The sequence below is a fragment of the Pseudoalteromonas sp. ASV78 genome (assembly GCF_047806705.1).
Classification (GTDB): domain Bacteria; phylum Pseudomonadota; class Gammaproteobacteria; order Enterobacterales; family Alteromonadaceae; genus Pseudoalteromonas; species Pseudoalteromonas prydzensis_A.
Window position 1 is genome coordinate 739,480 of the sequence record NZ_JBLOPA010000002.1, and the last position, 20,771, is coordinate 760,250.

At 42.0% G+C, this 20,771-nt stretch carries 14 protein-coding genes; 9 read left to right on the plus strand and 5 right to left on the minus strand.

The genetic code is table 11. From position 1 onward, the window contains the following. Nucleotides 1–137: 137 nt before the first annotated feature. The gene (locus ACMVDV_RS21235) at nucleotides 138–1,001 is read left to right on the plus strand and encodes an EamA family transporter (protein WP_416159560.1); all 864 of its coding nucleotides are present in this window, start codon (nucleotides 138–140) and stop codon (nucleotides 999–1,001) included. A gap of 79 nt (nucleotides 1,002–1,080) precedes the next feature. On the opposite strand, the gene ACMVDV_RS21240 is transcribed toward ACMVDV_RS21235, so the two are convergent. Then, the gene (locus ACMVDV_RS21240) at nucleotides 1,081–1,944 is read right to left on the minus strand and encodes a diguanylate cyclase domain-containing protein (protein ID WP_416159561.1); all 864 of its coding nucleotides are present in this window, start codon (nucleotides 1,942–1,944) and stop codon (nucleotides 1,081–1,083) included. Between the two features lie 320 nt (nucleotides 1,945–2,264). Beyond that, entirely contained in the window at nucleotides 2,265–4,286 is a 2,022-nt protein-coding gene (locus ACMVDV_RS21245; protein WP_416159562.1) for an ATP-binding protein, read from the minus strand. Between the two features lie 268 nt (nucleotides 4,287–4,554). Between ACMVDV_RS21245 and ACMVDV_RS21250 the strand changes: the two genes are divergently transcribed. The 5 genes from ACMVDV_RS21250 (at nucleotide 4,555) to ACMVDV_RS21270 (ending at nucleotide 9,940) form a co-directional block, all read left to right on the plus strand. Further along, complete coding sequence (locus ACMVDV_RS21250; protein WP_416159563.1) at nucleotides 4,555–6,870, plus strand: TonB-dependent receptor; 2,316 nt, start codon at nucleotides 4,555–4,557, stop codon at nucleotides 6,868–6,870. A 57-nt stretch (nucleotides 6,871–6,927) separates the two neighbouring features. Next, nucleotides 6,928–7,215: a hypothetical protein gene (locus ACMVDV_RS21255; protein WP_416159564.1), complete on the plus strand. Its 288-nt coding sequence runs from the start codon at nucleotides 6,928–6,930 to the stop codon at nucleotides 7,213–7,215. After that, nucleotides 7,212–8,822: a PepSY-associated TM helix domain-containing protein gene (locus tag ACMVDV_RS21260; protein ID WP_416159565.1), complete on the plus strand. Its 1,611-nt coding sequence runs from the start codon at nucleotides 7,212–7,214 to the stop codon at nucleotides 8,820–8,822. The genes ACMVDV_RS21255 and ACMVDV_RS21260 overlap by 4 nt, the downstream gene beginning before the upstream one ends. Beyond that, nucleotides 8,819–9,052, plus strand: coding sequence for a hypothetical protein (locus ACMVDV_RS21265; RefSeq protein WP_416159566.1), 234 nt, complete (start codon nucleotides 8,819–8,821; stop codon nucleotides 9,050–9,052). The genes ACMVDV_RS21260 and ACMVDV_RS21265 overlap by 4 nt, the downstream gene beginning before the upstream one ends. Nucleotides 9,053–9,250: 198 nt before the next feature. Continuing rightward, nucleotides 9,251–9,940 (plus strand): VC0807 family protein, encoded by a 690-nt coding sequence (locus ACMVDV_RS21270; RefSeq protein ID WP_416159567.1) that lies wholly within the window; start codon nucleotides 9,251–9,253, stop codon nucleotides 9,938–9,940. A 17-nt stretch (nucleotides 9,941–9,957) separates the two neighbouring features. Here ACMVDV_RS21270 and ACMVDV_RS21275 read toward each other — a convergent pair whose 3' ends face one another. Further along, complete coding sequence (locus tag ACMVDV_RS21275; RefSeq protein ID WP_416159568.1) at nucleotides 9,958–10,563, minus strand: TetR/AcrR family transcriptional regulator; 606 nt, start codon at nucleotides 10,561–10,563, stop codon at nucleotides 9,958–9,960. A 170-nt stretch (nucleotides 10,564–10,733) separates the two neighbouring features. Here ACMVDV_RS21275 and ACMVDV_RS21280 point away from each other — a divergent pair, with 170 nt between their 5' ends. Both ACMVDV_RS21280 and ACMVDV_RS21285 read left to right on the plus strand, forming a co-directional pair. Next, on the plus strand, nucleotides 10,734–11,783 hold the full coding sequence (locus ACMVDV_RS21280; protein ID WP_416159569.1) for an efflux RND transporter periplasmic adaptor subunit: 1,050 nt from the start codon (nucleotides 10,734–10,736) through the stop codon (nucleotides 11,781–11,783). Further along, the gene (locus ACMVDV_RS21285) at nucleotides 11,783–14,836 is read left to right on the plus strand and encodes an efflux RND transporter permease subunit (RefSeq protein ID WP_416159570.1); all 3,054 of its coding nucleotides are present in this window, start codon (nucleotides 11,783–11,785) and stop codon (nucleotides 14,834–14,836) included. Before ACMVDV_RS21280 ends, ACMVDV_RS21285 begins: the two co-directional genes overlap by 1 nt. Nucleotides 14,837–14,923: 87 nt before the next feature. Here the strand turns inward: ACMVDV_RS21285 and ACMVDV_RS21290 are convergent, their stop codons facing one another. After that, nucleotides 14,924–16,903 carry a ligand-gated channel protein gene (locus ACMVDV_RS21290; RefSeq protein WP_416159571.1) on the minus strand — a complete coding sequence of 660 codons (1,980 nt, stop codon included), beginning with the start codon at nucleotides 16,901–16,903 and terminating at the stop codon, nucleotides 14,924–14,926. 121 nt (nucleotides 16,904–17,024) lie between these two features. On the opposite strand from ACMVDV_RS21290, the gene ACMVDV_RS21295 reads away from it, so the two are divergent. Beyond that, the gene (locus ACMVDV_RS21295; RefSeq protein ID WP_416159572.1) at nucleotides 17,025–17,927 is read left to right on the plus strand and encodes a LysR family transcriptional regulator; all 903 of its coding nucleotides are present in this window, start codon (nucleotides 17,025–17,027) and stop codon (nucleotides 17,925–17,927) included. A 63-nt stretch (nucleotides 17,928–17,990) separates the two neighbouring features. Here ACMVDV_RS21295 and ACMVDV_RS21300 read toward each other — a convergent pair whose 3' ends face one another. Further along, on the minus strand, nucleotides 17,991–20,714 hold the full coding sequence (locus ACMVDV_RS21300) for a choice-of-anchor I family protein (RefSeq protein ID WP_416159573.1): 2,724 nt from the start codon (nucleotides 20,712–20,714) through the stop codon (nucleotides 17,991–17,993). Between the last annotated feature and the right edge of the window lie 57 nt (nucleotides 20,715–20,771).

Here is a 20,771-nt window from a genome sequence, read left to right on the forward strand (position 1 = left end):
TATAAAAATCGCAGTTTACTAAAGCGCAGTGGACGCCTCATCATAATTAAAAATTTTTACCGCAAAAGCTTAGCCCCGTTCTCAAAAAGCGCGTAGAATCTCCGCCAATAACCTTTTGCACTACTATAAGGACTGTAATGCAACGCACAATTCCTCCTTTTTTCATTGCTGTTATCTGTGTATTACTTGCCATGGTGACTATTCAGTCAGGCGCTTCAATTGCTAAGCAACTATTTCCATTAATTGGCCCTGAAGGGACAACCGCACTTCGTTTAGGTTTTTCAGCAACGATATTATGCTTGGTGTTTAAACCTTGGCGCGCTTTTCCGCCACTGGGTCAACGCATGCCAATTATTGTTTATGGCTTATGCTTAGGCGGTATGAACATTTTTTTTTACTACGCCATTGCGCGTATTCCATTAGGGATTGCGGTCGCCCTTGAATTTACCGGCCCGTTAGCGGTGGCACTGTTATCATCGCGACGAAAGCGAGATTTATTCTGGGTCGCTTGTGCTATCTCGGGGATCGTAATGTTACTCCCGGATATGAAAGGTGAAGAGAGTCTCGATCTACTGGGCGTGATTCTGGCACTGGGTGCTGGTGCTTGCTGGGCGGGCTATATCTTATTTGGCAAAAAAACGGGGAATCAAAGCTCTGGCGGAATGACCGTGGCGCTTGGTATGAGTGTGGCGGCACTTATATTAGTTCCTTATGGTGCTATTTCTCAAGGTAGTGCACTACTAAGCTGGGAAGTGATCCCTTTAGGCTTGTTAGTTGCGATTATGTCAAGTGCCCTACCTTACACGCTGGAAATGGTTGCACTGCGTAATATGCCAGCGCAAGGTTTTAGTATTATGATGAGTTTGGAGCCTGCGATTGCAGCAATGGCTGGATTTATAATTTTAGCTGAGTTGCTGAGTATTTGGCAGTGGCTGGCGATTTTATTAGTGATCATTGCATCGGTTGGCAGTTCAATGTCTACAAGTAAAGACAGCAACTAACAAACCAAAAAAGACGCAGAGAAAATATTATTTATAAAGCTAAATGTTGATTTATATTAATCAAAGGGGAGTAACGTGTTTAGACAATACGATTACCCCCAGCATTTTTTGCAACATACATTGCTTGATCTGCATGTTGAATAAGTTGTTGTTCATTCTCGCCCATTTCAGGATAACTGGCGATACCTATACTGACTGAAAGCTGTAATGTATGTTCATCTATCACAAAAGCTTGTTCGCACTCTCTGCGGATTTTTTCAGCTGTTTTATGTACGTCTGAGCGTAAGCTAATTCCGTGCAGTAAAACTAAAAACTCGTCGCCACCTAAACGCCCAACAGTATCAGAACTTCGAATACACCCTTGCAGCCGAGCTGCAATGGCTTGCAATAATCGATCACCACATTGATGCCCATATGAATCATTAACTTCTTTAAAACCATCAAAATCTATAAATAGTAGCGATAATTCAACCTGCTGTCGGTCAGCTTTCGTTAATGTTGATTGAATACGGTCAAGTAACAACATACGATTAGGTAGCCCCGTTAGCTGATCATGTCCCACCATATGTTGTAATTGCTTTTCAAATTTTTTACGCTCAGTGATATCATGAGCAACAGCGATTCTGAACTGATGTGAGTCAGACCAGCGGACAGACCATAATATATGCACCACTCGCCCGTCTTTTCTTACCCAACGATTTTCAAAGCGCGGTTTAGAGCCCCCAGATAATAACGTATTTACTGCGTCAAGCGTGATCTCAATATCTTCTTTATAAACAAAGTCGAGCATTGGTTTACCAATGACTTCAGCAGGCTCGTAACCAAAAATGTCTTTAAAAGCCGCGCTCACAAACACAAATATCCCTTGTTTATCAACCACGCAAACAGCGTCAAGCATCAGTTCTAGTACATCAGTGAGACAAACCACCCCGGTATTTTTCATTCAACTCCATGCCTCAAGCAGTAAAATTGCAGACTTCATTATTTACAGTACACATCACTTAAGTAACTAATCATTGCGTAATAGTGTAGCAAGTATCTTAGGATACGATTCATTGTTGTTGAGATCTATAAAGAAATAATAATATATTGCGATAATAAAACTAATCATAGTGTGTTTTATCAAATACCACATTAAAAATACATACAAATATCAGGCCACGTTATGTTTATCTGCCAGTAAACTACTTTTATTATGCTTTAATGCTCAATACGCCGTCGCCAAACATAGCTTGAAAAGCGTGATATCTGCAATAAACTAGCTTATTCTTTAATCTGGCTCTTTCCAACCGCATTAACAACCGCCTCTTCAATTGAATGTAATTTAAATGGTTTTGAAATAAACATGTCCATGCCAGCTTCTTTACAGGCCACTTTATCAGTGGTCGAAGTGTTTGCTGTTAAGGCTACGATTAAGGTATCGTTGTGGCTGCAAATATTTTGCGAACGGAGGATTTTAGTGGCTTCAAGTCCATCGAGTTGCGGCATCACGCAGTCCATAAAAATAAGATCGTACTTGCTTTGCTTACATTTTAAAATGGCGTCTTCACCATCTACTGCAAAATCGGCTTTTATCTGTAACTTTTCTAACGACGCCTCAAGCACAAACCTATTTATTTGATTATCATCAACAACCAATACCGATAAATGACTCGCCTCCACAGTGACGTCTGAGCGTTGCTTCATCTCAACTTGCACTGCGCCGATTGCCAATGGGATAGCAACGACAAATGTAGTGCCCTGCTGAAAAGTACTGTTGACTGTAATTGTTCCCCCCATGTGATCGATCAGTTCTTTTACTATCGCTAAACCTAATCCTGTGCCCCCTTTACTGCTTTTGGCATCAACCTCTTGTGTAAAAGGTGAAAATAATGAACCAAGAAATGGCTTTGTCATTCCTCTGCCGGTGTCGCTAACTTCAAGTTGCAATGCTAATTGACTATTAAGCTGCGCAACGTTTACCTTAAAATTAACCTCTCCTGCATCAGTAAACTTTAAAGCGTTGCTTAATAAATTTGCGGCTATTTGACTCAAACGCGTATTATCACAATACGCCCAGCAGTCATCCGCTATTGTGATCTGAGTTTTAAAATCAACATTATTAGCCTTAAAGAGCGGAATATATAAAGAGGCTAAATCAATAAAAATTGTTTTTAATAAAAAGTGATTGGGTTCGAGTTTTAATTCACCATGATTTATTTTTGAAAAATCGAGTACTTCATTAATAATGCTTAATAAAATATCTGCGCTGCGTAATGCAACTTTTAGCTTTTCAGTTCTTTTTGCTTCATTGTGCTCACCAAGTAAGGTTGTTAACATGCCGGTGATACCATTTAACGGCGTGCGTAGTTCGTGGCTAATTTTTGTAAGCAACATACTCCTATCTTCTAGCATCCTCTCAGCTTGTGCTTGTTTACTTTTTAGTTCTTCACGCAACAAAACTGCTTCGGTTACATCTTGTAAGGTACCAAACAAGCGAACACACGCGCCATCAACAAACTCGGTTTCACCAAATGCACTGACCCAAATGGTTTGCTTTTGAGCTGTGACTAGCTCTAAATCTAAATGCCATTTTTCACCCGTTTGCATACCTGATTCAACCGCTTTGGTGATACTTTCTCGGCTGTCACCTTCTTTAAAAAAACTAATTGCAGACGCTAAATCAGGAATAAATGAGTCGTCAACTTGATAGATCTGCTTGGTTTGTTCGCTCCATGTCACTTTACTGGTCAATAAATCAACTTCCCAGGAACCAATATTTGCAATGCTTTCTAACTTTACTAATGTGTTGTTGTTTTTTAAAAGTTGTTCATTAGCGCTTTTCCTTGCAAATTCAGAACCTAACCACTGGGCAAATAATTCAACATAGTCATGAGCTTGCTGTGAAAACGGGGTGGAGGAGCTAGGGGATGAAAAATTGACGGTACCATATATATCTTTACCGACTTTAATAGGCGCACCAATGTAGGATTCGAGTTGAAAATTTACATAACACGGGTGATGTGCGATGCGACTTGTTGAGGCTTGATGAAAAGCCAGTGCCTTACTTGCGGCTAAGGTATGCACGCAATAAGTGCCCGCTAAATCAAATATCGTGCCCACAGCTAACGAATTGTCAGGGGTAATAACGTAGCGTACTATATATTGGTTATTGATTATTTCACTGATTATAGCAATTTCTAAATCAAAAACGTTGAGTCCAAACTTTAACAAACTCGCTATTTTCTCATCAAAACTTTGTTGTTGATCAGATACAATATCGTGAAAGCTTCTGAGAAAATTCAAATGCAACTCCCCGTGCAATTTAATTGTACTAAAGCAAAGCATCATGCCATTCATTCTACGCTTTAGCCCATTGCTTACTTTAATCTATAACGACTTAATACTCTACGGTAAATTTGCCGTACTGCATTGATTTTACACCGTCGTCCATTGTTAGCAGAATCACATTTTATTTACGTATTTATTCTATTTATGATTGTTTACATTACAAAAATAATTATATAATAACAATAGTTATCATTCACAGTATCAATACGGAGTTGCATCGTTCATGGCTATTCGTTCATCAAAGTTAGCATTTGCTGTTGCCTTTGCTATTTCAGGCGTTACATTTAGCAATATCGTCCACGCGGATGATATTGCTAAGATTGAAAAAATCATGGTAAAAGGTCAAAAAATAGACCGTACTTTACAAGAAACCCCTGCCAGTGTGGCTGTTATAACCAGTCAAACAATTGAACGCGAAAATTTAAATGATTTTTATGACGTATTAGCCCGTACACCTAATGCTTCAGGTACTGATGGCGCTGGTTTTAATATCCGTGGTATTGATGCTTTTGGGGTTACTGATGGTGGCTCTGGTGGGCTTGCCAGTGTTTATGTTGATGGCGCACCTGTGCCTTATCGAATCATGCAGCAAGGCGGATTTTCTACCTGGGATATTAGCCAAGTAGAAATACTACGTGGTCCGCAATCTACCTTACAAGGGCGTAACTCACTTGCCGGTGCGGTGGTGATGAAAACCCGTGATGCAGTGCAAGAGTATGATTTTAAAGGCCGCATTGGTATGGGCGAATACGGGACTAAAGAAGCTGCGGTGGCGTTTGGTGGCGGCTTAATTGAAGATCAATTAGCATTTAGAGTCAGTGCCGAAAAACGCGATTTTGATGGTTATAATACCAATGTTGCCACTGGCAACGAATCGGATTTTGATAACAATGAGTTTTACCGTGCAAAATTGCGTTATACCCCGTCTGCTTTGCCTGAGTTTGAAGCGCAACTTAGTTTTATGCACAGTGAAAACGAAAAAGGCGTTGATTGGGTAATGGTTGAAAGTGGTCATGAAGACTACCCTATCAATAATATTTACGATGATCGTTATGTGTATTTAGACTCGCCAACATTTGAATCCACAGACAGTGATCTCTATATCCTCAACCTCAATTATGATCTCTCTAATGAGTGGTCTTTTTCATCAATCTCAACTTATTCTGACGCAGAGTACAGTTACGAGTGGGATGGGGATGCGAGCATGCAAGCACCACAATCTATTTTAACCGATACCCGCACTGATAAAACCACCACACAAGAGCTACGCTTTACCTATGAAGGTGATAAATTATCCGGCTTAATTGGCTTTTATTATTCTGACTTAGATGTTTTTGATAGTAGTGGCGGTGAACGCGGTATTACCTTTGCACAATTAGGCGTGCGTAGTCTATTAACTGCACCTGCAGAATACGGCGGTTTAGGCTTAGCGAATACTTTAGCTGATCAAGTTCTGCAGTTTTATGCTGGCGCTGATCCAGTTTATATCGGTCAATCTTCAGATTTTACACAAAAAGTAAAAACGAAAGCACTGTTTGCCGACTTTACTTATGAAGTAAACGCAGCATGGGATGTATTTGCAGGTCTTCGCTATGATAAAGAACAACAAGCAAATGGCACCAATGCTGATATTTACATTACCGAGCAAACCCAAAATGCGCTGCCTAAACCTGAGAGCTTTGCAGCAGATCCTATGCTTGCTCAGTTAATTGCAGGTATCAATCAGCAATTATATGCAATGGCTGATAGCGCCTCAGGAGATGAGCCCGTAGAAGATGCCAGCTTTGATGCATGGTTACCTAAACTCGGCGCAACCTATCGCTTCAATCAAGATATTTCAACTAGTTTTACAATTCAAAAAGGCTATCGTTCAGGCGGCGTGGGCACTAATGTCGCACAAGCCACCCCCTTTACCTTTGAGCCTGAATATACTTGGAACTATGAACTAGCGCTGCGCTCTGTATGGCTTGATGATAAATTAGTTGTTAACGCAAATATGTTCTACCTCGATTGGACCGACCAGCAAGTGTCGGTGTATTTATCGGGTAATCAATATGACCGCGAAACGCGCAACGTAGGTAAATCTCATGTGCAAGGTTTTGAGACTGAAATCAGTTATGAGTTATCCCCTACAACTAATTTATACGGCGGTATTGGCTATTCTAAAACCGAATTTGACCAATTCAGCGCTACTTTTAATGGTGAAGAACAAGACTACAGCGGTTACTCATTTGCAGGTGCGCCAGAATGGACAGCGCTACTGGGACTCGATTACGCAAGTGATGAAGGCTTTATGGCTAATATTAATGCCAGTTATACAGGCAGTTCACAACGCTTGGCAACAGCCCTTGAGCCTAGAAATGATGCATATTGGTTAGTCAATTCACGTATTGGCTATCAATGGCAAAACTACGGGGTTTATGCCTTAGTAGAAAATCTGTTAGATGCAGAGTATGTCTCACTTGCTCCAGCAGGTTTTGATAATCAAACATTAAGTTCACCACGCACCGCGAGTGTACGCTTTGAAGTTAATTTCTAACCAAGACTACAATGCGGCAACAAATTATAGTTGCCACATTTTAGGGGCAAACTAACAATGAATATGAAACGCACCTTTTCTGCCACTAAACGACGCCACTTAATGGCCTGTTTACTGGCATTAATTACAGCGGTTGTGATGATCCCTGGGATGACAACCTACTTACCCTTTGCTATGGAAGAACAAATACTCATCCCAATTATGCTATTTCCCTTTATTTGGGCTGGATTATTTATTTATGCTTACATGGCTGAAAAAGCATGGCAGCCATTTGTGGTTATGTTAGTAATCATATTAAGTCATGCTGGCTTGAGTTTTATGGCTTTATCGGGGGGACAGGGATGAAATCAGTTTCATTAAAAAAGTTATTTTTGCTGCATAGCTGGGTCGGCATTGTCACTGCTATTTTACTTTTCATTGTTTGCTTTACTGGCGCTTTGGCCGTACTTAGCCGTCCTGAATTAAAGATTTGGGCCAACCCTGAGTTGCATCAGTTAAATTCAGTCCCTAGTGAAAAGGTAACCGAGTTAATCAATCATTACCACACATTAGTACCTAAAGAATTTGCTGAGAACATTCATGTTTACTTACCTACAGGCCATAACACTCACTTACTCACCATTTTATTCGAATCCCACGATGGCGATGAAAACTATGACGAAGAAGCCGCGTATGCATACCAGTTTGATCCTCGTAACTTTGAATTAGTTAACGAATATTATGGCGCTGCTGGTTATTTTTACGAACACCGTAAAACTGATGCGCCATCTTTTATTGGTCATTTTCATGCAGACTTACATTTAGGCCGCCCTATTGGCCTGATACTTACAGGGTTTTTAGGCTTAACCTTATTGGTTTCAACAATTACCGGGCTATTTACACATCGCCAATTAATCAAAGAGTTGTTTACTTTTCGGCGTAAAAAAGAGCTGAATGTAGTTGTAAATGATGCACATAAAATTATGGGGATTTGGGGCAGCCTATTTCATAGCGTCATTGGCTTTACGGGCGCATTTTTAGGTTTAGCGACAATAATATTGCTACCTGCTGCGGCATTTGTCAGTTTTGGTGGCGATCAAGATAAGCTGGTCGCAAAATTCACCGCAATGCCTGAGCCTATTATTACTAATGACTATCAATCAACTGATATCAATACTATTTTGATTGATGCGCAAGCGCGCTATCCAAAAGCTAAAATTATTGATTTAACCATTATGGCGCATAACGATGCAAATGCTCAAGTGTACTTACGTTTGATTGGCGGTGATGCGGTCGCTTCACAATTGCTACACTATCATGGTAACGGTGAATTTAGTAAATCAATGAGTAGCTTTGGTGATATTCCAGGTCCTGCCATTAAAGTATTAGAGCTGTTGTTTCCATTGCACTTTGGTAACTTCGCTGGCATTTTTGTCAAACTGATATGGGCATTATTAGGCTTAAGCACGGCACTATTACCACTGTCGGGCATGATGATGTGGTTGGCAAAGCGTAGCCGCGGTAGTAACCCAACCTTATCTGAACTAGCTTACCAACGCTGGAATCGGGCGATTATTGGTAGCTGTGGCGGTTTAGTACTCGCTACTGCTATTTTGTTTCCAGCTCAAGTACTGTTAAACAACCTTGTGCCAGTACAAATGCATAACGCTTATTTTGGGCCGCTATTCTTTTATTCATGGCTGGCTTGGTGTTTATTGGCTGTTCTACCTATTAATTATCATCGCTATTTACAAGTAACGATGACGCTGACAGGACTTGCTTGTATAGCTGTATTACCGCTGAACTTGGCCCTTTCAACCAGTCATGCATTTTCTGCAAATAACTTGCTCGTGACTGTTGTTGATATTAGTTTCTTGTTTATTGGTGGCTTATTTATTTATGTAAGCCAACGCTTAGTAGCCAAACAGTTAAATGGAGTAACAGCTAAAGCCACTCAAGAGGTAACTGTATGACATTCATCTACCTAACATCAGGTTGTTTATTATTAGTTGCTAGTAGTTTACTGCTCAGAAATGCCAACAGCGCTAGCCGCTGGTTAAGCCTAGTGGTTTTTTGTATTGCCACAGCCTGTTTTATTGCTGTGTACGGTAATATAGCCGGTGTGTTTATTGCCGTGCCTACGGCACTATTAATTGGCTTATTGACGGCATTTTTATTAGGCAAAAAAACCTCAAAACAATAATTAAAGACTTGCGCGCCCTAAGCATCATGTTGAGGGCGTTACTTGAAACAACCTCTCGCTACCTGCGCATTCTCTCTGATCATAATACTTATATGATTGGGATAATGGATTAGCTATATAGCTGACTACGCAAAGCCATGTATCTTCAAGTAACTTGAGTATATACTTCCTAGCATGAGTACTTGTAATGACTAACTAATGACAAAACCAAAAAAGAAAAGTAATTTTTTCAGTAACCTTATTTTTAATATTATTTTACCGGCGGTGATTTTAAGCCGCTTCAGTACACCAGATACCTTAGGTCCAGTGTGGGCGGTAGTGGTGGCACTTGCCTTTCCACTGTTATTTGGGTTGTGGGAGCTTAAGCAATCAGGCAAAGTAAACTTTTTCTCAGTACTTGGCATCATCAGCGTACTGCTTACTGGCGGTATTAGTTTATTTGAACTCGACCCTAAATACATTGCCATTAAAGAAGCCATGGTGCCCGCTATTATCGGTATTATTGTGTTAGTGAGCCAATACACGCCTTATCCATTAATTCGAAAATTATTAATTAATCCCGAATTGTTAGATATCGAGAAGTTAACTCAATCTCTTGAACAGCAAAATAATACCGCTGTATTTGATACCAAAATGCGTTTAGCTGGGTTCATTGTTGCCAGTGCCTTTTTTTTATCTGCCACACTTAACTACTTTTTAGCCAAAGCAATTGTTGTAAGTATGCCCGGCACCACAGCTTATGCGGAAGAGTTAGGGCGTATGACGTGGTTAAGTTACCCAGTGATTGTAGCCCCAACAATGATATTACTCGTTGGCGCTATTATTTTCACTTTTAAGCAAATTGGTAAACTAACTAAACAACCAATCGACGAATTTATTTTGCAGTAAGTGATTACCCCAAGGCCTTAGCGATACATTTTAATAAACCGCCTTACGCAATCTTCAAGGTATGCTGCTGGCGGTACATCATTCATTTTTGCGTGCCCTAGTGCATGGCGTAGTTTCCAATCACCTGTGGCCATGCCCAGTAACTGTAAAGTCGCAAACTTAGGGTTGTCGATATTAAGCAAGCCGGCATCAGCAATACTACATAAGCAGACCTCTACCTGCTGCATCACGACTTTAGGCGCGGCGTCATAAAACAATAAGGCCAGCTCAGGGTAGTCATCTTTATGCGCTACGCACGTGTCGTATACTTTTAACGCTTCGGGTGAAAATACCAGCGTAATAAAGTTAGTCACAACGCGCTGTAAGTTTTCCTCTAGGCTTTGTGCTGGCTCAAAACGCTCCTTACGTAAGTTAGAAGAAGAGCAATGCGCTGTCACCGTTTCAACAAATAGATTATTTTTGTCTTTGAAATGACTATAAACCGTTTGTTTAGATACTTGGGCTAATTTAGCAATTTGATCCATGCTGGTATTGGGAAAGCCTTTATCCATAAACAAGGTCGTCGCGGCTGTAATAATTTGTTGTCGTTTCTGTTCTGACCGACTTAGGGTAGTTATTTCCATTTTCACCTCAAATCAAACTAGACAGTCTAGTTTGATTGATTTATATTTATGCAAAATTAGACTCATGAGTCCAATTCTAAATCATTCTGCGTCTAGCACAAAGCATAACTGTGTTTAATTCACCAGACTAACCACGCTGATTTAACATGTTGATAAATAAGGACATTTCAATGAACAAATACCTGCTCAGTGCAATCATTTTACTCACATCATTTATAAGTCATGGCGAAAGTCTGGTTCATGTAGCTGCCTACACAGTACAACAACAAGCGGGCTATTATCAAACACGTACGCTTAGTGGCCAAGTGATCATACAACACGATGCAAAGTTAAGTTTTGAATTTCCGGGAAAAATTGAACAGCTTTATTTTGATCAAGGCGAGCAAGTAAAACAAGGCGACATTATTGCACGCCAAAATACACAACTTTTAGTTATCGAAGAACAAAAACTCCATGCACAAAAACAACGCACTCAAGCACAACTTGCCTTAGCCAAACTTGAAAAACAACGCTTAGCGGAACTTGATAAAAAGAACTACTCCGCCACCTCGGCACTTGACCAAGTTAAAACCAATATCGCCGTGCTTAACGCCGAACTAGCAGGCATAACAGCCAACCTGAATGAAGTCAGTGTTCGTACTGAAAAGGCACATTTAACTGCGCCATTCAGCGGTATTTTAGGTCAGCGCTTTGCCTCACAAGGTGAAATGGTTGCAGCAAGCACACCAATTGTGCGTTTAATCGAAAACCAACACGCACAAGTGAGCATGGGTATTCCACTGACACTGCAAAGCACCATCAAAAATAGCATGGACATTGAGATTGCCGGACACAGCTTTACTGCGCAATCTCTCAGTAAAGGGGCAAGTATCGACCCACGCACACAAACCTTAACAATGCGCTTTGCTTTACCAGATAGCGCAGCTGTTTATGCTGGCCAATTAGCAAAATTAGCCTTGCAACAATATCAGCAACAAAGCGGTTTTTGGGTGCCTCTTGACGCCCTTGCCGATGGTGTGCGCGGTACTTGGCAGGTTTACCAAATTAAAGATGCGGTTTTAAAACCCGTTATAGTGCAACTTTATTATGCTCATAATGGCTATGCATTTATTGGCGCGCCATTACCCAATGGTGCGCAAATTGTTGCCAATGGCATGCATAAGCTGTCGGCCAATATTTCGGTTAATGTTGTTGAAAATCAACCAACCAAGGTGTTGTGATGCTCCGCTATTTTTTTAATCATGGGCGAGTCCAAGCGCTTTTAGTGGCGTTACTTATCGTCAGCGGTTTAGCTGCGATCAATGGCTTACCGCGCAGTGAAGATCCAAGGATCACGAACCGTGTTGCTATTATAACCACAGCCTTACCCGGCGCGAGTGCTGAGCGCGTGGAAGTACAAGTAAGTGAAAAAATCGAGCAAAAGCTTAAATCTCAGGCCGAAGTAAAAACCTTGTCATCAATTTCTCGCCCTGGATTATCGGTGATCACTGTTGAATTAAAAGACGAAATCACTAACGTAAAACCCATTTGGTCGCGTTTGCGGGATTTATTAGCTGATGTCAGCAACCAGTTGCCAGTAAATGCCTCACCACCGCAACTGGATGACGAGCGCGGCTATGCTTATACCCGTATCTTATCGCTTAATGCCAATGACGATATAACCACATTAGCAACGGTTAATCGCTACGCAAAAGAACTGCAAAATCAATTGCGTAATGTTTCGGGTGTGGAGTTGGTGCATTTTTTTGGTCAAGTTGATGAAGAAATTTTAGTCGCGGTTGATCAACAAAAAGCCAGTTTAGCCGGTATTCCTTTTGCGCATATTCATGCCGCCATTCAAGGTGCGGATGCAAAAGTAGCCGCAGGCACCCTTACAAATGACAAGTCGCAAATGCAAATTGAAGTGATCGGTGCGTTTGACTCGATTGCTCGCATTGGCGCAATTCCACTGAGTAGTAATCAACATGCAGGGCAATATCAACTCTCTGATGTAGCCGACATTACTCGCTCAATAAAAATGCCCTTCAGCGAAATTGCATTAATTGATGGCAAACCCGGTATCTATATTGCGATCCGCATGTTACCAAATTTACGTATCGATACTTTTTCTGAGCGTGTTGATGTCGTCATCGATAACTTTAGCCAAGACTTACCGAGCCAAATTATACTACACGATATTTTTGATCAACGCGGTTATACCGAAACTCGTTTAGCCGACTTACTCAGCAATATTGCCGTGGGTTTTGTGCTTATTCTAGTGGTATTATTTATCACTTTAGGTTTTAAAGCTGCGCTGGTTGTTGGCACCGCACTGCCTTTAACCGTATTATTTACGCTAGTGAGTATGCAGCTCTATGGCTTGCCTATTCATCAAATGTCGGTTACCGGTTTAGTCGTGGCACTGGGCATTATGGTTGATAATGCCATTGTGATCACCGATGCTGTACAGCGCTTTCGCCAACAGGGCCTTAATGCTTTAGCCGCAGTAGAAAAAGCCGTGGCACATTTTTGGCTACCACTGCTTGGCTCAACCCTGACAACTATTTTAGCGTTTGCACCGATTGTGCTGATGCCAGGTGCCGCTGGAGAGTTTATTGGCGGTATTGCCTTAAGTGTAATTTTTGCCTTAATTGGCTCATACCTGATCTCACACTCGTTGGTGGCGGTATTTGCAGGGCAATTTATCAATAACGAACAGCGTACTGGGCTATTTTATCAAGGTATACGCACACCTAAACTCAGTAAACGCTTTGCAGCAACGTTAAAACGCAGTCTAGAAAAACCAATACTCACTTTACTACTGGTCTTTATACTCCCAGTTGCCGGCTTTTTTGGCGCAGGGCAACTGACCGAGCAATTCTTCCCGCCCTCAGATCGCGACATGTTTCAAATTGAAGTGCATTTTGCTCCTCATGTGAGTATTACATCAACCCGACAAGCTATTGAGAAAATGGATCAACTCATTCGGCAATCTAAAGGTATTGAAAAGCTCGATTGGATGATCGGTACTAATTTCCCAAGCTTTTACTATAACATGCTTCAGCGTAATCGCGGCGCCAATAACTATGCGCAAGCGATGGTAAAAGTAACCGACTTTAAACGTGCCAACGAGTTGATAAAAAGCTTGCAAATACAACTTGATAAAGCATTTCCAAACGCACAAACTTTAGTCAGAAAGCTTGAGCAAGGCCCACCATTCAATGCGCCAATTGAAATGCGCATCTACGGCCCAAGCTTAGATACCTTGTCCGCATTAGGTCAGCAACTGCGTACACAACTAATCGCCCATGATAACATCACACATACTCGCCCCACTTTACTATCTGGCTCACCAAAGTTATGGCTAAACACGGATGAAGCCGCGCTCACCCATGCAGGATTAAGCCTAACTGATATGGCAACACAATTACAAAGCCAATTTAATGGCGTCATTGCTGGCAGTATTATTGACAACACTGAAACTGTACCGGTACGAGTAAGAGTAGCCGATCAAGATCGTGATGACATTAGTGCATTATTTAGCACCCTATTAACGAGCCAAACAACAACTGATCAGGGATTGCTAGTTGAATCTTATGCAAATGTAATGCTTTCACCTTCTCGCGGTTCAATTGCACGACGTGACGGAGAGCGAGTTAATATCATTGAAGCCTATTTAACCACCGGTGTATTGCCGCAAACAGTGCTTAATGAAGTTACTGCAACTATTGAAAAATCTGGCTTTGTACTGCCCCACGGCTACAGGTTAGAAATTGGCGGTGAATCACAACAGCGCAATGAAGCGGTCGGTAAATTATTGGGTCAAGTAGGTATTATCATGGTGCTGTTGATCACGGTACTGGTGATGTCATTTAACTCGTTTACTACCACCGCATTAATTTTAATTAACGCCTTACAAGCCGCGATGCTTGGCTTATTAAGTGTGTATATTGCAGGCTATCCGTTTGGGTTTACTGTGATTATTGGCTTACTAGGGTTAATGGGGCTGGCAATTAACGCTGCGATCGTTATTTTATCCGAACTTAACGCAACCAGTGCTTTAACCGATAAAAACAAGATCATTGCCGCGGTCATGACTTGCTCTCGCCATATCAGTTCAACAACTATTACCACGGTTGGTGGCTTTTTGCCGCTGATTTTAGCCGGTGGCGGCTTTTGGCCACCGTTTGCGGTTGCCATTGCTGGCGGCACAGTACTGACCACTATGCTGTCGTTTTATTTTGTGCCTGTGGTCTACTATTTACTATCAAAACGAACATTGCGCTGTAAATAGGCATTCGTTAACGTTTTTGTAAGCTAAACAAGCTACATAAAAAAGGCCTCGATTGAGGATTGAGGCCTGCTATTTATGTTAAATTAATTAAAATTCCCAGCTGAGTGACGCCCAATAACGGCGGCCGTCTTCTACATAACCGTATTCATCCTCAGTGATGTCTTTATCAAAAATGTTATACACACCAAAGCCAAGTTTTACACTGTTCGTTAAGTCATAGTTACCACCAATATCGGCCAAGGTGTAATCTGGTGCAATTAAGCTACTTTGCGACGGTCCAGTGGTTGGTTGGCTTTCTTCACCGCGGTAGTGAACACGTAACCAGCTGCCAAATTTATCACTGGGTTGCCAGTTAAGTGATGTTTGCAAAATATGTTTCGGCAACTGATTTAGTGGGCTGCCTTTGTATTCACCCGACTTTTGCTCTGAATCGGTGTAAGTGTAATTTGCCCTTATGTCGATATCACTGGTGATGTCATATGACAGGGTAAATTCAAAGCCTTGAGTGACGGCCTCATCCACATTGACATACGTAGTGGGCAGTGAACCAAAGTCGTTAGGGCCATCTGTACACTGAGTTAGCGGGCAGGCGATACGGGTGATTTTGTCATCAAACTGATTATAAAACACGGTACTTGACACATTCAGATCACGGTTCACATCGTAATAAATACCCATTTCATAGTTTACTGACGTTTCTGGGCTTAAATCTGGGTTACCATAAATATTTCCACCGCGACTTACTTGTCCCCAGTCTGGCGTAGATTGGCGAATGTTTGGCGCTCTAAAACCTGTTGAGATGCCACCTTTAATAGTAAGATCATTGGTTGCTGTATACACGCCGTATAAACGCGGGCTCCAATGCCCGGCAAAGTTACCATCGTGATCGTACCTAAGTCCCGTGGTCAATTTAAACGACTTTGTGGCAGCCCATTCATCTTCGGCAAAGATTGACCACTGCTCATTCTCAACGTGCGTTAAATCGCTAATTTTATTACTAGTATAATCATCCAGTGTTTCTTTTAAATACGCGGCACCTAGCGTGGCATTATGATCGGTAATAATTGGCAACGTCCAGCTAGTTTGCGCGTCAGTGTTTTCCACATACATTTCACGAGAGGTGTTGTCGAATTTATCGTACTTTAAGTAGCTACGCGAAGAACCAAAATCATAAAAGCCATTATGGCTGAGTGAAAACGTTTGTTGTTCATATTCAGTCGTTGATGACTCAGGACAACCGCGGCGTCCACAGTTTTCTCCTGGTGCAAGTGCAGCAACCGTTTTACCGAGCGTCGCATCCAAGGTTTGTTTACCGGTGCCTGCCTCAAACATAATTTCATGATTGTCAGTCGGGGTTAAAATAAACTTGGCTTTGATATTACTTTGCTCTTTGCCACGAAAACCTGCTGTGAAATCATCTTCATCTCGTTTCGAAAACTGCCCAGAGAACTGCACACCTAATAACTCAGGAATTAGCCCACCGGCGGTAAAAAAACTAGCTTGGTTAATATTACCGGACTCACTGCGCTCTTGAATTGTGCTATCAAGACGTACTTCACCGTACCATTGCTCTGGTGTTTTACGGGTAATAATATTGATCACCCCACCAATGGCGTCTGAGCCATAAAGTGACGACATCGGGCCGCGAATAACTTCAATGCGCTCAATTGCTGAAATAGGCGGTGTCCACGCCCCTTCGACCCCAGGCCCATCACTGTTAGGGCGTGTCTCACGGGATGTTTGTCGCTGTCCGTCAATTAATATCAAGGTATATTGGCTCGCCATGCCGCGCAGACTAATGTCTTTTCTATCGCCGCCGCCAGTAACAACAACACCAGGGACGTCGGTTAATGCATCGGTTAAATCACGATAAAAACGTTTTTCGAGCTGTGCTCTGTCTATCACGCTAATACTGGCTGGTGCCTCTTTGAGCATTTGTTCACTGCCAGATGCAGATACCACAATCACTTCCATATCTTGCTTTGCATCATCCGCATGGGCTGACACACTTAAAGCGCTTAAAATTGCTGCAGTTAACGGTATTAATTTACGGCTTACCGTATTCATGATGATTCTCCGTGACTTTTGTCTTATAAATGATAATAATTAGCGTTTGCGATATTAATCAGAAGTTCCCCCGTTCTCAACGTGTGAATTCTTAAAGCTATGTTAAGCAGGACTTAAAGTTATGAATGGGAAATTACTAAAGGCGCTCAATGTGTTCGCACGCACAGTGGAAACAGGGAATATGAGTAGTGCAGCGCAAGAGTTGATGATGACCACCTCTGCTGTAAGCCAACAAATAAAGCAACTTGAGCATGAGTTAGGTTTAAGCTTGTTTAATCGCAGCCCGCGGGTGCTCACACTCACCGAAGCGGGCGAGCTGTATTATCAAAGCTGTATCAAGATGCTGGCCCTGAGTGAATCTGCCTCGCAGCAGTTACAGCACTTACAAAATAACCCCAGTGGCCGATTAAAGTTAGTGGCACCGGTGGGCTTTGGCGGCGGGCTATTAAGTGCACCATTACAGCAATTAATCAGCCAATACGAGGATATTGATATTCAACTCAGCTTGTCTGACGAACCTGTTGATATGATAAAAGCGGGCGCCGATTTAGCCATTGCTATTGGCCCTTTGCAAGACTCAAACTTAATAGCAAGGCACTTAGTTGACTGGCCTTTAGTGTTATGTGTACACCACAGCCACCTTTTAGCCAATGAGATCAGTAACGATATTGAGCAATTAACAAAAATGCCACGCATTGCCCACATAAGCGCAGAATATGCGCTGACGCATAAAGCAACTGAACAAAGCGTTACATTACCTGAGCCACGGATCACCGTAAACAATATGCAAAGCATTATTCAGTTGGTATGTGATGGTGTTGGCTATGCCATTTTACCCGAGCCGGAAGTGCGAAGTTTATTACATTCAGGTGAATTAAAACCTTTGTGTACCGATTGGCAACTCCCTCATTACAGTGTGTTTGCAGTTACACCTGCGCGGGATATTTTAGCTGCGAAAACGAAAGCCGCAATTGCCTTATTAAAAGCAAGTTTTGCGGCTATTTCGTTAGCAAAAGCCTGTTAAAAAATAATAGTAACTTGCTTGACTACGTTGCTCTTGTTGGTTTTTTACCAAAACCAGTAAAAATTAATTTACTGGTTTTAACTCAATTATTGATACGGAACCAAGGGGATCAATCATGTAATCTTCACTCGGTTCGCCTTCATCGGCGGTGATGATTAATTTACCATCTGGACTGAAAGTTACCATATCTGGCAGCGCTCCGACTGCAGCTATCATTTCAAGCTCATAACTACTGGTGTTAAACATAGCAACAACGCCAGTATCCGTTTTCACACCTGACTCGATCGCAGCGGCAAGTTTTCCGTTTGATACTGCGACAGAATTAACACCTGCACCGTAATAGCTAATATCAATTGCAGCGAGTGTTGCAATGTTACTCGGATTAGCAAAATCAACCACTTCAATACGCGGGGCATTAAGCAAGCTGCCGTTATTTACCACGAATAAACGTTTTGTTTGGGCATCATAGGCCGTGATCTCTGCAGCGCCTTCACCGCCTTCAAGTAACAAGCGTGATGTAAAATCAAACTTGCCTTCGCTGTTTTCACTATAGACGGTGATATTACCGCTGTCTTCATTTGCAACCACCAGCTGCGCTTGTGACGTTGGGCTTTGCTCGGCGGGTATAAATAATACCCCCTCTGGTGCATCATCGCCTTGAGTAACGAGCATTTGCACAAAGCTTACGGCATTCACATCACTAATATCATATACTGCAACCGCATCAGCGCGCTCCAAGGCAATAAACGCATAACGCTTATTGGCGACCATGCCCGTTGTTACGCTCTCAGGCTCAGTGCCTTTCGCATCACTGCGACCATCTGGGTAAACGCCGGCTTTATTTGCCTCAACGGCAAGCGATGAACCACTATCAAATACCTGCTCACCGGTATCACCATTAAAGATTGAGAATGAACGAGCGCCAAAACTATAGAGCGTATTATGACTGGATGCCGCAGTATCGGAATCAACATATTGCGATACTAATAAACGCCCTAATTCAAGGTTGTTTTGTAATGTACTTACGTCAGTAAATACCGATTCATCAAGCACGATATCTGCAACTTTCTCACCTTCTGCAAAGTTAGTAAACCAGTCACGTACATCCCCTTCGTTGGCAGTAAGTACGTAATGTATGCCATCTTGTGAAAATGTTGCAATGCCATCAGGTTGATACATTCCCATTACGTTTGCGCGAGTTTGTAGCTTGATCATATTGTCTTTATCACTGGCATCGATTTCGTTGCCTGCCATGCCATAATCTTTAAAGCCCAGCGGGAAGATATCAGTGATAGTTTTAGTGGTTAAGTCTATTTTCGCAAGGCCGTTATTCTCTTGCAATGATACCCATGCAGTGCTTGAATCCGCTGATACGGCGACATATTCAGGCTCAACGTCTGCAGCTAAATCGGCACCTTTCCCAAATACCCGAAAGCCTTTGCTTTCAAGGGCCGCTTCTTGATCATTAAATGCTGTGAAATTTAATGTAGTTGCAGCAATCACATGCATAGGAGTTTTAAAGTTTTTCCGTCCAGGGCTGGCATAAAGCTGTGGTGCATTCTCATCAGCAAGCTCTATAAATTCCATACCATCAGGAAAACGGCCATAACTATTAACATGGAAATCGCCATAACTGACTTGTTGATGCACTTGGCCTTGGTATTTTAGTTTAATGGTTTCGCCTTTGCCTAAGCCAAAGTCTTCATTATTATTTAAAATAGCCGTTGCGGGTGCACCGTTAGGAAGCTGAGTACCCGTAACTAAATTAGGCAATAATACAATAAAGCCGTGACCAGGAATTTCAGTGCCTGCAGGGATAGTTAAACCCGCTTGGTTATTTGCTTCACGATCTAAATCAACTAATTCCCACTCATTAGCTGCAAAAACAAATGGTTCGGAAGATGTGTTGTACAGCTCAACAAAATCAAAATCAGCGTCAGCACGGCCTTTTGAGACTACTTCGTTGATCACAATATTCGCAGCAGTTGCACCGTCAACTGGCGCTGGCAATTTATTGGCAGCACCAGGCGTTGGCGCGAGCGCTTCATCTTGAGTATGCCAATCACCGCCATCTGGTAAACGCCCCCATGAAGATACATGACTACCATCATTCCAATGTGCACTTTGCACAACTAGATTATTGTGCACTAATAATGCGGTATCGCCTTTACCTAAACCGAAATCAGTGTCACCTTCCCCAGCAACAATTGTGCCTGTAGGTGCATCAAATGGAATACTTGTTTGGTCTGTGGCGATCACTAAAAATTCACCGCTAGGCAAGGTGGTCCCTTCTGGAATAGCAATACCAGGCTCTAAATCTTGTCCAAAACCTTTTAAATCGTTTACCGCCCAATTGGCACCAAAGGTGAAGCTTTGAGCTGAATTATTATAAAGCTCAATAAAGTCATATCCACCGTCCGTTGAGCGTACTTCATTAATAACAATATCGCCTTTCGCAGGCACAACAACTGCACTAAACGTGGCAGTAATATCTTTATGATTATCCATCGTCAATGTGAGTGACTGGGCGTCGTACTCTGCGCTGCCGATATCGCCAGACCAAGAGATAAACTCATATCCTTCAGCTGCTTGCGCTGTGAGAATGACGATTGAGTCTTGCTCATAATCATCTTTTGCTGGGGTGATCACCACATTACCCGCACTTTGTGGGGTAATTTCTAGCATTAATTGGTAGCGACTAGGCTCCATATCGTTATTATTATCGAGATCGCACCCGCTTAATGCCCCCAGCATTAGCAAACTGCCTACTAATGGTTTCAGTTTCATATTTTGTCCTTAGTTATTTGTTAAATAAAACTGAACAAAACATTAATAAGAACAAAT